The following is an 11,229-nucleotide window of genomic DNA, read 5'->3' as shown; positions in this document are numbered from 1 at the left end:
GGGGCACACCGGCCCTGGCCGCATTTACAGCAATGGCCGCCCGGGAGATGGGCCTTTCCATGCCGCACGTCATGCTGGTGGGGGATACCGGTGACGGGCAGGGCAGCAGAGCTCTATACGCCCATCTGGTGGAGATGGTGGATAAACTGGAGGTTGAAGGGTTTACCTTTCATTACCTGCTGCCGGATATTTACTGGCACAACCAGGTGCTCTGGGCCATCCAGGAAAAACTGCCTTCCGCCATGCTGGTGGCTGATGCCGGGTTTATGTACGTGGCCAAGATGAGCGGATTTGCAGCCGATTACGACCTGTTTACCCCGGACATCGGGGAGATGTGCTTTCTGGCCGATGAGACAGCACCTCATCCCTTTTATACCCGGGGCTTTCTCCTGGAGGACGAATCCAAGGTGGAGGAATACATATCCAGGGCTTACAGCGAACAGAATGCGGCCAGGCATCTCCTGGTCAAGGGAGCAAAGGACTATATCGTCCGGGATGACGTGATACTTGACACTGTATCCGAACCCTCCGTTGCCGCCATGGAAGCCATTGGAGGCACGGGCGACAGCCTCACCGGCATTGTTACTTCCAGGCTTATGGCCGGCAAGGACATCCCGGCGGCTTGCCATAAGTCAGCCCTGACCAACAGGCATCTCGGGGTACTGGGACGGCCCACCCCGGCCTACAGTATAGGCCACCTGCTGCCCTGTCTTGCAGGAGCTATGCAGGAAGCTGGCTGATTTTAACCAGAACTTTAGCTTGCCAGGCTTTTTGTTTCATAACCATCACGACTTATTCATGCCGGACAACATTCATCCAATGCCCATACTGGCCTTTACTGCTGATTATTCAGACTCTGCTTCAAAGCTTGAGCGGGCCGCAAAAGCCTCCCATGGCCTGGAATTTTCGCCGGACCCCCTGAGACCGGATCTTTTGCCCGGGAGTGTGCTGCCCTTTCTGCGCCGGGACATACCTGTGCGCTTTCACACCAGGTACTTCGGCTGGGAAATGGGGCATGCAGATCGGCATGAAGCAGAAAAAGCCCTGCAAGTGCACTTAGAGACCATAAAGAAGATGCACGGCCTGGGAGAGCCGGTGGTTACCGTGCATACAGGACTTGGCCCGGCGGTTCCCATCAGGGAAAGCCATATCCGGGACAACCTGTCTAAGCTGGTGGAATTCGCCGGCAAAAAAGGCATAACCGTCTGCCTGGAAAACCTGAGGCTGGGCCACGGATCTGATCCCTACAAGATACTTGAGTGGGCAAAGGCCTCCGGGGCCATGATCACCATGGATACAGGACATGCCCGGGGATGTTCCATGGTGCGGGACAACCTGATTACCCCTGCGGATATGGTTGACCTGTTTGGCTCCAGTCTTTATGAGGTGCATGTTTACGGAAGGGAAGACCACCTGGGGCATCATCCCATTAAAGACATTGCTCCTCTGCAGGAGATGCTCACACGCCTTTTGCAGACAGATTGCAAGTGGTGGACCATCGAACTGCAGGACCTGCACCTGGCCATGCCCTCGCGCAGTATCCTGGAGCGTTTTCTTGGACGCAATGTGACTGGAACATCTCTTGACTATGCCCCGGGCAAACCAGCAGAACAGGACCCTGAACATTATGAACGTCTATGATACAGCAGTGATACACGGCAGATTTCAGATCCTGCACAACGATCACTTGAAATACCTTCTGGCCGGCAAGGCCATGTGCAGGCACCTGGTGGTGGGTATCACCAACCCCGATCCGGTGCTGACCAATTCCGTGGAAGTGGACCCGGGTCGCTCTCATGTCATGTCCAACCCATTGACCTACTTCGAGCGCCTGGTCCTGGTCCGGGAAGTACTACTGGAGGCAGGCCTTTCCCATCAGGAAATGACCATCACCCCTCTGCCCATCACCAGGCCGGAGCTGTTCAGGCATTATGTGCCCATGGACGCCCTGTTCGTGCTGTCCATATACGACGGCTGGGGCAGGCAGAAGCTTGAGCAGTTCAGGTCCCTGGGCCTGAATACCCATGTCTTGTGGGAAGTGAATCCGGAGCAAAAAGGCATCAGCGCCCAGGACATCAGGGAGTTGATACTCAAAGATCAGAACTGGGAACACCTTGTGCCGGAGGCCTCGGCCAGGCTGCTGAAAAAGTGGCGTATACCGGACAGGCTCAGGCAGATGCAGCAAGAAAGTATTAAAGCAAATTAAAGCCCGAAATAAAGATGATAAGGATACCCCCATGCTTTCGGTAAATATCCCGGGATATGTAAAAATCGACCTTGCCCATCTGCTCCTGGACTACAACGGCACCCTGGCCCTGGATGGAGAGATCCTGGACGGGGTCCTGCCCAGACTGCAAAAGCTTTCCACCGAGCTTGCAATACATGTCCTTACAGCGGATACCTTCGGCCGGGCTCAGGAAAGGCTTGCCGGACTGGAGTGCAGGTTTCATCTTATCCAAGAAGGTGATCAGGCCCGGGCCAAGGCTGATTACCTGCAAAAAACCGGGGCCATGAATTCTGCAGCAGTGGGCAACGGCCGCAACGACCGGCTCATGCTGGAACAGGCCTGCCTGGGCATAGCTCTTATCCAGGAAGAAGGTGCAGCATTGGCGGCACTGTCAGCCGCTGATGTACTCTGCCGGGATATCAATCACGCCCTGGATCTCCTGCTGCACCCCCTGCGCCTGAAGGCCACCCTGAGGGGATAATGCCAGGCTTGGTCTCAGCGTTCCCTGGACAAGCTTCAGCGTGATTCACTGGTTATATGTGCTTACACAGCTGGTGTCCGACATGTTTTTATGCAGATTGTAAACAGCATTGACAATTTGCATAAAGTGGATAATATCTCTGCATGATCAGGCGCGATGCTGAAGCAACAATTCTCAGGCTGCTGCAGGGCTTTCCTGCTGTAACCATTACCGGACCCCGCCAATCCGGGAAAACCACTCTTGCCAGAGCCATCTTCTCCCAAAAACCGTACTTTTCCCTGGAAGACCCTGATATGCGTCAGCTCGCCCTTGATGATCCACGGGGATTTTTGAGCAGGACTGCTCAGGGAGCCGTTCTTGACGAGATTCAGCGGGCACCTGAAATCTTGTCCTATCTTCAGACGCATATGGACGAACATGGTCGGATGGGAATGTTTATCCTTACAGGTTCGCAACACTTCGGCCTGATGTCTGACGTAACCCAGTCTCTGGCCGGCCGCACAGCCTTTGTGCAGCTGCTGCCCTTCTCACTGGAAGAGGTGAAAAGATCTTCTGCATCCAGTCTCGAACTCGATGACCTCCTTTTCGCCGGCGGATACCCGCCCCTGTATGACCGCAACCTGACCCCTGATATCTGGATGCCGGCATATATAACCGCCTATTTGGAACGTGATGTCAGGCAGATTCTTGAGGTCCAGAACCTGGAGGCTTTTCAGCGTTTTTTACGCCTTTGTGCTGGACGCAGCGGACAGATCCTGAACCTGTCCGCCCTGGCCACTGATTGCGGAATTACGCACAATACCGCCAGATCATGGATAACCGTCCTGGAGACAAGCTTCATACTCTTCAGGCTTTATCCGCATCACGCCAACTTCCGTAAGCGCCTGGTCAAGTCTCCCAAGATATACTTTTATGATACAGGACTAATGTGCAGGCTGCTGGGAATTCAAAATGCACAGCAGCTGGCCTTCCACCCCCTGCGGGGCGCAATCTTTGAGACATTTGTGGTCTCGGAGCTCAAGAAAGCCTGCTTCAATTTCCTGCTGAATGTGGAACTGTATTTCTGGCGGGACAGCAACGGCAGGGAAATAGATGTTATTGCAGACTTCGGAGGCAGCCTCATGCCCATAGAGATCAAGTCAGGCCAGACTGTCAACAGGGATTTTTTTACAAACCTGGAGCACTGGTTGAAGCTGGCAGGCAAGACAGCCTTTTCACCAGTTCTGATCCATGGCGGAAAGGCTGAGATGATTCGCAAAGAAATCAAAGTGACAGGATGGCAAAATGCAGCCCGCATCCTCACCACTGACAGCTGACATGCTTGACGGTAACAAGCAGAGTGGCGAATTTAGCTACATGAAAGAAATATTTTGAAGTAGCCGGTTTCACTAGGATTTGCAGCCCACAGCAGCCTGCCTGTCACGCCTATGGCGTGATTGAATAGCTCAATGAGCTAGCCCGCAGGGCATTCAACTGGGGTGCCAAAAACAATCTTCTCTGGCACGGGAAGCCTTCAGGCGTACACCCGGCTAAAATGCGCTTTGCTGTCCTGCGAAATTCTATCGGGCAGGCAGGTGCTTTACACACACAGCTTTTGAAGAATAAAGAGCCCAAGCAGCCTGTCAGCGGCCTGTAATCCGCCTTACACTCATGCTTTTAGAGCCAGTGGGGGCAGACCACGTTTTCTGCGCAAAACGCCGCCTGGAGGAACAAAACGAAAACAGGCGGCAATTCCAGCCTTTGGGCTATAAAGAGGCAAAACACTACACGCCGAAGTCTTCCCGGAAACGGTCGATCTGGTGCATCCGCTCATGCAGTATTGTCACAATGCCGATGTCACCGTTTGAAAGCCAGCGCCAATAAACGAAATGACGTTCATAGCGGAAGAAGTAGCCTTCGATACCGAACTCGGCCGGAACGGGGCGCGATAAGGTTCTGTGATCCGCAATGCCGTTGAAGGCATCAAACAGGCCGGTAATATAGCGGTCGGCCTGCTGCATGCCCCAGCGGTTGAGGGTGTGATGGTATATCTCGTCAAGACGGTAGGACGCAGCATCCTGGATGCGAATATTGGCTTTGGTCATGCCGTGTCAGGCCCGGTTCCGGTTGCGTGCAATTACCTCCGCCGCCGTCAGCGGGTGATACGATGCTTCGGGTGCTGCGTAGGCGTGAGTCAGCTCGGCCTTGAGGCGCTCGAACGTGTCCGCTTCCTTACGTTCCTTGTCTCGTCGGATCAGGTCTCGCACATATTCGCTAACATTCTCGTAGGCGCCATGCTCACCCACATTCGCGGTAACGAATTCGCTGAGTGCGCCGCTGAGGCGAACAGTCATCGTCGTTGTAGCTCGGCTCATGAAACGCTCCTTTCACTCCTTTCATGATTCAATGTTTTATGTGTAATATGATCATTCAATATTGAAGACATGTCAAGAGCCGAAATGGAGTCACCTATGGACAGGTTAGCAAAATGCAGCCCGCATCCTGACCACTGACAGCTGACATGCTTGACGTTTACAAGGTGAGCAGTTGTGGCATCAAACTGTAATCACCTTGTCCGCGTGGCTCATGGCCGTGATGATGTCCAGCATGTTGGTGGTCTGACCGGCATCCTTGGCATCGGTGAGTCCGAAAAACTCCAGACAGGTGCCGCAGACCAGGACTTTTACCTGGTTTTCTTCCAGCCTCTGCACGGTCTCCAGCACCGGGCTGTCTTTTACAGCCAGCTTGACCCCGGAATTGACAAAAACAAGCATCCACAGACTGCTGCCCATCTCCGGCAGGGTCTTGATGAAGTTCTGCATGAGTTTTGATCCCAATTCATCGTCACCCGAACCCAGCCTGCTGGTGGACACAAATACCATGGTGCGCAGGGTTTCACCTGCCCCGGGCCCGGGTGCGGCAGCTTCATGGGATCCGGTTGCCGGCGCTTCGCCTCTGCTGGCATGGATGGTCCAGATGTCGCCGTTTTTTTCCGGTTTTTCCAGGGCGTAACCCTGGGTGGACAAAAATCTGGATACATTTTCCAGGGCCGGTTCGTTGTCCACCTGCACCTGCAGGGTATCCGGGTTTATCGAGTCGATAATTTCCCTGCTTTTGAGTACCGGCTGGGGGCAGGGCAGCCCCCGGCAATCCACTTTTTCATGTCTGCTCATTTCTTTTCCTTGTACTTGGTTCAGTTACTGCTGGATCATGCTAATAGCGGTCCAGTCCTCAAAAATCGTACCTATTCATCATCTGTGGCCCAACAGCTAGGGTACGGGGGTTCGGCAAACTGGGTCCCGCACTTACTTTTTCTATGTCTGATCAATTTTCAAATCAAGATTTGCCAGAAAGTAAGTGCGGGATCTGAACGACGTAGGAAGCGTTAATCAAAACCGTAAAACACCGAACCTGATTCAAGGCATGTTACAGAATATACCCTGGTTATCAAATCAGTGTATAGGTTTTGATTTACGCTTCCTTGGAGTGAGTTTTTACGTCCTGTTTGCCGAATTCCCGTACCCTGGAGCACATTTCTTCAGTGAATGGTTCCCAAAAATCAAGAAAATTCTTTCCTCAGTCTCCTGGCCGCTTCAGCAATGGAGCGTATCTTGGCCGTGGCCACTTCTTCCACATTTACGCAGCGGTTGGCAAAACATCCGAAACCACAATCCGTGTTCAAAAAAAGCTGTTCCGGACGATAATGCTGCAGGGCAAGCCTGGTCTTGTCCATGATTTCTTCCGGGGTCTCGGCCTCGGTGGTGCGGGGGTTGACCACTCCCAGCCCCAGTTCTCTGGGGATATCCGTCCCTGGTATACTGCCCGAGAGGGCCTCTCCAACAACCTTTATTTCCCCGGCCCTGGGGGTGGCATACTCCAGCACGTACTGATGCACCTTCATCTTGGTCAAAGCCGGCAGGAGCGGTTCATAATCACCGGTGAGCAGGACGTCTTCCCGGGTGCTCCAGTTGCCCCGGCAGATGTGAATACCTGTGCGCGGCCCACTGATACCATCAATAATCCTGTTCATAAGCTCGGCAGCGTAATCCAGTTCCTCACCCACGTCACGGCGGGTGGCCAGGGTGGCTCACATAAAGGTACGTCTGCCGCACTCCTGGGACATGACTATTTCCGTGAGAACAGGCTCGTCGAACTGGACGAATTCGCACCCGGCCTGAGCAAGCTCCTCAAGCTCGCTGCGCAGGATATGGACAACATCGTCGCCCATTTCAAACTGGTCTTTGTAGAACTTTCCGGCATACCTGGTCACCCACATGGACCGGGAAAGCAGATACGGACCGGGCAGGGTTACCTTGACCGGCTTGTCGGTCAGGGTCTTGACGAACAAAAAATCATTCAGAGCCAAGGGTTCGCGTCTCTGCATGCGTCCCACGCATGTGGGATTGCGGATGGCCGAGGCCGGAACATCCAGCTTGTCCAGCATTTCTTCAAAACCTGACTTATCCTCCACCTCGTCCAGCATTTCCGCCAGGGACATGAGTTTTGTGCCTTCCACCTTGTCCGTGATGAAAGAATAAAAATTATCCCTGCGGTGCTCCCCGTCCACCAGGATGTCCAGGCCGGCTTTTTCCTGGATCTCAACAGTTCTTGCAACCTCGTCATCGGCAATGCTGTGAAACTCTTCCTTAGACATTCTGCCCAGACGATGGTCCCGCAGGGCCTTGAGCATTTTCTTTGAGCGGGGCCAGCTGCCCACTTGAGTAGTAGTAAACATGACTAAACCACCATTAGTTTGATTTTAAGCTCCGTTCCCTTAGCCAGGGTAGCCGCCAGGGGTGAGCGTTTGACTGTTTTGCCCCAGGCATCTCGAACTTTTTCCTCGTCATCCATGCTGGAGGCATAGCACTTGACCTCGATCTCGCCAAAGCCGGGATCCCCTTCTTCCAGCCCCACATGGGCCAGGACATTGGTCAGCCTGCCCCGCACAGTGATTTCGATGTCGTCCACCTCTATGCCCTCTTTGGAGCACTCAGTGGCATACCCTGAAGCCAGGGCTCCGCCCAAGGCTCCCAGCAGGGCTTCCACCGAACAGGGATGTTCGTCCTTTTCTTCAAAGCTTATGGGCTGGCCCATGTTCCAGGAAAAATTGCGGCAATAGACAGTGCTCTTCTGGGATCCTGTAGAACGCGTCCTGACCCGCCATTCGTATTCCCTGGCCTTTTGTTTGTCCTGTTCTAAGGCTTCTTCCTCGGATACCTCTTCTTTCCCCGCGGACTCCGGCCGGCCCCGGCGGACGAAGTAGCGCACAAACCCGTCATCGTCCTTATGCCCCAGGTATTCATGGCTGGCCAGCCGGCACCAGGGGGGAAGATCGTCTTTTACAGTGGCATCCCGGCTGCGCAACTCCAGTATACCCCCCACGGGCACCTTGAGCATGTTTTCCTTGATCATAAGGCTCAGCCCTGATCCACAGTCCAGGTCTCCTCCATCGAACATATGATCCGGGGTGATATCATCCACGCTTATATTTTCCTTTTCCTGGGTCATAAACACCTCGCAGGGCATGGTATCCGCTTTGAAAAGCGGATACCATGCCGGCTGATCTTAAAGATTAATAGGCTACACTGGGCGACCCTGAAGCCAGCCACTCCACCAGGGCCGCACCTCCGGCCGGGGTTGCCCCTTCAACCAGATCGTCTTCTGTCAGGCCTCTTTTTTTCAAGCACGGGGTGCAAACCCATATCTTGCCGCCTGCGTTGACAAACTTGGTAACCAGTTCCTTGAGAGGAGCAAAAGGGGTTCCTTCGTCAATCTTTTCAGCCTCGCCTTTGACAGCGCAGTATACTCCGTCGCAACTGAGGAAAATCATGGTCTCCTTTTCGCTGCCCTGGGCGGCATTGGCCACTACAAAGCCCAATGTGGCCTTGTCTCCGTCGGTTCTGCAATGGGTGATGGTCACGCAGAATTTTTCAGCCATAGTTTACTCCTTTTTCAGTTGGGGTTTATATTCCACAAGATAATAGGGATGAGACATGTCCAAAAGGGCGTTGCCGGTCATGCGGCACCAGGCTGGAAACTCATACGGTGCCGCCGGATCTTTGGAGATGAGCAGGATGCGGTAGCCCGGAGGCATGGGTTTGAGATAGGTATATAGATTAATGATCACCCTGCCGCAGGTCTCCTCACCGCCGTCAAACTCATCGTCGAATTCCCAGTGTTCCGGAAAGGTTTCACTCATAATACCGCTCAATTATCAGCATGGATTTGATTTTTTAAATTGAGAGCCCTGCAAAATATCTTTTCGCGGCCCGAAAGCAATGGCTCATCGTCACCTGATTGAGACAAAAAATCATTTTTTAATGACAGACTTTAACAGTTACATGTGGCATGAGGACTGGCCCTCCCCGCACTTGTTTTTAAACGTGCCAGTCATCCTTCGGAAAAAGGTTTGGAGGTGCCCGTCCCCTGCTTTCCTTAAAAAGGGCCAAACTGTTAATAGCCAGTGAGAAATTGCAGGATAAACCTGTTACAGAAAGAAAATCAAAGGGACTTTACAATGAGGAAAGGTGTTTATCAAATTGATAATTTCAATTTAACAAGGGATGAACTATTATGTCTGTCTATGCAATCTTTGGTTATGTCCACCATAAATAAGTGCGGGACAGTCCCCGGTCACGCCAGAGGCGTGAGTGCCAGAAGCTACCACTGAAGACTCCCTGAATGCTTACGCTTATCCTGATTATCAAGGGCCACAGCAGAAAAGGCCCGGGACACTTCATGCATCCCGGACCTTGCTCTACGATATTCCCTGGCCTGTTCCACTATGCCCGTCGGGTGCAGGCTTTTTAATCTATCTCATAACTTCCATCGTCTTTGTAAGAAATACTGGCGTCAAGATAGTAAACATCCAGCTCCGGTCGTAAGTCGTCAAAGGTAAAGTAGGCCTCTCCGCTGCGGGCACCTGTGGCGCAAATAAGAACAATGGGTTTTTCCGATGTATCGAAATCATCCATGGCCTCCCGGATTTCTGCCACATTCATGCGCACAGCCCCTGGAATATGCCCCTTTTCAAATTCATCTTCTTCCCGGACATCGATCAACTGGATGCTGTCAGGGTCTGTGGCAAGAACCTCCTTGAAAAACTCTTCCTCAATGGACCCCGGAAAATCCCCTTCCTTTATATCCGAGGGCTCTGAGGGTTCTTCGGCACGCTCTTTAGCGGCAACATCAGCTTCGTCCGGCTCAGTTATGTCATCTATGGTCCAGGTCTTGAAGCCGCGATCTTCCCAGTCGGCATTGCCCTCGGGATATACAACCACATTTTCATAGCCCATTTCTTCAGCTTTCCAGGCTGAATCATGGCTCAAACGGCAGGCAGTATCCTGACAGTGGAAGAGCAGGAGTACGGACTTGTCATCTGGCAATACCTGGTCTGCTTTCTCCTCAAACTCGCTGTCCGGCAGGCTCACAGCGCTTGGAATATGGCCCCGGTCATAGCGTGGGCGCTTAGGCCTGGAGTCAATAAGCAATACGTCATCCCTGGGCTCCTCCTGGATCAGATTGTCGCAGACGATGGACTTGACGAAATATGCATCAACATAAGTATGAAACGGATTGGGAACATCAACTTCCACCTCCACACTGGGAATGGGCTGGCCCGGCTGGTATCCCGCCTGGGTTGCCGGTTCCTTGTTAAGACATCCTCCAGCCAGAAAAAGGAACAATACTAAAGCCAAAATGGACAGTGATTTTCCTGATACTTTGTTAATCATTACAAAACGCCTCCCTGGTTGATGGTTAATAACTTTGGCTTTTCAGCAGTTCATCGTTATAGTTTGCATGTTCAAGCATTCAGACTTATTAGCAAGCTGTTAAATTTTACGGGACTATCTGCCCCTATCCGTCATTTTATGACGTTTCTCGCTTGACCTTGACTGTGATAAAAACCTGAGAGGAGAATTGCTCGTAAAGGACAGGGTGTTTATCCAGAAAAATTCTTTAGAAGCCAGGATAAAATGCAAGTAAGCGTAAAATTACTCCTGGACAAAGCAATATCTGGACCAACGATGTGTGTGCAGAAAAAACAATAATCTTTCAATAAGTTATAAATTCATAGAACGTACTGATAAAATTGCTGAGTTATAAATTTTTGAAAAAGCAGGCATCACTGTTTAAACAGTATATAATAATTGATTAAATAGTCATGGATATCTATTTGCAAAAACGATAGAAAGTAAAAATTACTATTGGTAATTATAATGATGGAAATATGTTAGACGTTACATTAAAAAATATTGATTAATAGAAAATAATGATAAGAAAACAAGCAATATATTATTTCTGTAGATACATTAGTGCATAAGAAAAAGAGTCTTTTTGCACATACATGCGACAGAAAGCAAAGAAATGAAAGGCCTATCAGGCCGGCATGTTTGAATTAATCTCAGATTGGAGGCTTCTGTAACCATTCAGGGGGTCCTCGATGTTGATAACTGGCACAAGGCCTGGGGACTGTCCCTCGCTGTGTAGGTCTGTGCAGGATCACGGAATTTTGCGCTTGTAATATTGGTGATTGTGAAGG

The 11,229-nt window shown here is 51.7% G+C and carries 13 protein-coding genes; 5 read left to right on the top strand and 8 right to left on the bottom strand.

Features of this window, described 5'->3' with window-relative positions:
- The 5 genes from D5S03_RS09070 to D5S03_RS09050 all read left to right on the top strand — a co-directional run.
- On the top strand, nucleotides 1-740 hold a 740-nt coding region (locus D5S03_RS09070), incomplete at its 5' end, for an NAD(P)H-hydrate dehydratase (RefSeq protein WP_287043604.1).
- Nucleotides 741-798: 58 nt separating this feature from the next.
- Nucleotides 799-1,641 (top strand): sugar phosphate isomerase/epimerase family protein, encoded by an 843-nt coding sequence (locus tag D5S03_RS09065; protein WP_287043602.1) that lies wholly within the window; start codon nucleotides 799-801, stop codon nucleotides 1,639-1,641.
- A complete protein-coding gene (locus D5S03_RS09060) occupies nucleotides 1,628-2,206 on the top strand; it encodes a nucleotidyl transferase family protein (RefSeq protein ID WP_287043601.1) in 579 nt (192 codons plus the stop codon). Before D5S03_RS09065 ends, D5S03_RS09060 begins: the two co-directional genes overlap by 14 nt.
- A 31-nt stretch (nucleotides 2,207-2,237) precedes the next feature.
- On the top strand, nucleotides 2,238-2,708 hold the full coding sequence (locus tag D5S03_RS09055) for an ATPase P (RefSeq protein ID WP_287043600.1): 471 nt from the start codon (nucleotides 2,238-2,240) through the stop codon (nucleotides 2,706-2,708).
- 143 nt (nucleotides 2,709-2,851) lie between these two features.
- Entirely contained in the window at nucleotides 2,852-4,024 is a 1,173-nt protein-coding gene (locus D5S03_RS09050) for an ATP-binding protein (RefSeq protein WP_287043599.1), read from the top strand.
- A gap of 447 nt (nucleotides 4,025-4,471) precedes the next feature.
- Here the strand turns inward: D5S03_RS09050 and D5S03_RS09045 are convergent, their stop codons facing one another.
- The 8 genes from D5S03_RS09045 to D5S03_RS09010 form a co-directional block, all read right to left on the bottom strand.
- Nucleotides 4,472-4,792, bottom strand: a complete 321-nt coding sequence (locus D5S03_RS09045) for a type II toxin-antitoxin system RelE/ParE family toxin (RefSeq protein WP_008869677.1) — start codon at nucleotides 4,790-4,792, stop codon at nucleotides 4,472-4,474.
- A gap of 6 nt (nucleotides 4,793-4,798) precedes the next feature.
- The gene (locus tag D5S03_RS09040) at nucleotides 4,799-5,062 is read right to left on the bottom strand and encodes a ribbon-helix-helix domain-containing protein (RefSeq protein ID WP_008869678.1); all 264 of its coding nucleotides are present in this window, start codon (nucleotides 5,060-5,062) and stop codon (nucleotides 4,799-4,801) included.
- 180 nt (nucleotides 5,063-5,242) lie between these two features.
- Nucleotides 5,243-5,860, bottom strand: coding sequence for a sulfurtransferase-like selenium metabolism protein YedF (yedF, locus tag D5S03_RS09035; protein ID WP_287043598.1), 618 nt, complete (start codon nucleotides 5,858-5,860; stop codon nucleotides 5,243-5,245).
- Between the two features lie 386 nt (nucleotides 5,861-6,246).
- A complete protein-coding gene (locus D5S03_RS09030; RefSeq protein WP_008869680.1) occupies nucleotides 6,247-7,422 on the bottom strand; it encodes a cobalamin-independent methionine synthase II family protein in 1,176 nt (391 codons plus the stop codon).
- Between the two features lie 2 nt (nucleotides 7,423-7,424).
- A complete protein-coding gene (locus D5S03_RS09025) occupies nucleotides 7,425-8,195 on the bottom strand; it encodes an OsmC family protein (protein ID WP_008869681.1) in 771 nt (256 codons plus the stop codon).
- A 64-nt stretch (nucleotides 8,196-8,259) separates the two neighbouring features.
- A complete protein-coding gene (locus D5S03_RS09020) occupies nucleotides 8,260-8,625 on the bottom strand; it encodes a DsrE family protein (protein ID WP_008869682.1) in 366 nt (121 codons plus the stop codon).
- A 3-nt stretch (nucleotides 8,626-8,628) separates the two neighbouring features.
- Nucleotides 8,629-8,886, bottom strand: coding sequence for a sulfurtransferase TusA family protein (locus D5S03_RS09015; protein ID WP_008869683.1), 258 nt, complete (start codon nucleotides 8,884-8,886; stop codon nucleotides 8,629-8,631).
- A gap of 607 nt (nucleotides 8,887-9,493) precedes the next feature.
- The gene (locus tag D5S03_RS09010) at nucleotides 9,494-10,384 is read right to left on the bottom strand and encodes a rhodanese-like domain-containing protein (RefSeq protein ID WP_287043597.1); all 891 of its coding nucleotides are present in this window, start codon (nucleotides 10,382-10,384) and stop codon (nucleotides 9,494-9,496) included.
- Nucleotides 10,385-11,229 lie beyond the last annotated feature (845 nt).

The organism is Desulfonatronospira sp. MSAO_Bac3, assembly GCF_003838035.1.
GTDB lineage: Bacteria > Desulfobacterota > Desulfovibrionia > Desulfovibrionales > Desulfonatronovibrionaceae > Desulfonatronospira > Desulfonatronospira thiodismutans.
The sequence above is the reverse complement of the archived record's forward strand: the minus strand, read 5'-3'. Positions and strand labels throughout refer to the sequence as shown.

What these genes read in the sequence shown, in the direction of transcription:
- D5S03_RS09065 (WP_287043602.1), top strand. Translation starts at nt 799, where the DNA reads ATGCCGGACAACATTCATCCAATGCCCATACTGGCCTTTACTGCTGAT.
- D5S03_RS09060 (WP_287043601.1), top strand. Translation starts at nt 1,628, where the DNA reads ATGAACGTCTATGATACAGCAGTGATACACGGCAGATTTCAGATCCTG.
- D5S03_RS09055 (WP_287043600.1), top strand. Translation starts at nt 2,238, where the DNA reads ATGCTTTCGGTAAATATCCCGGGATATGTAAAAATCGACCTTGCCCAT.
- D5S03_RS09050 (WP_287043599.1), top strand. Translation starts at nt 2,852, where the DNA reads ATGATCAGGCGCGATGCTGAAGCAACAATTCTCAGGCTGCTGCAGGGC.
- D5S03_RS09045 (WP_008869677.1), bottom strand. Translation starts at nt 4,792, where the DNA reads ATGACCAAAGCCAATATTCGCATCCAGGATGCTGCGTCCTACCGTCTT.
- D5S03_RS09040 (WP_008869678.1), bottom strand. Translation starts at nt 5,062, where the DNA reads ATGAGCCGAGCTACAACGACGATGACTGTTCGCCTCAGCGGCGCACTC.
- yedF (WP_287043598.1), bottom strand. Translation starts at nt 5,860, where the DNA reads ATGAGCAGACATGAAAAAGTGGATTGCCGGGGGCTGCCCTGCCCCCAG.
- D5S03_RS09025 (WP_008869681.1), bottom strand. Translation starts at nt 8,195, where the DNA reads ATGACCCAGGAAAAGGAAAATATAAGCGTGGATGATATCACCCCGGAT.
- D5S03_RS09020 (WP_008869682.1), bottom strand. Translation starts at nt 8,625, where the DNA reads ATGGCTGAAAAATTCTGCGTGACCATCACCCATTGCAGAACCGACGGA.
- D5S03_RS09015 (WP_008869683.1), bottom strand. Translation starts at nt 8,886, where the DNA reads ATGAGTGAAACCTTTCCGGAACACTGGGAATTCGACGATGAGTTTGAC.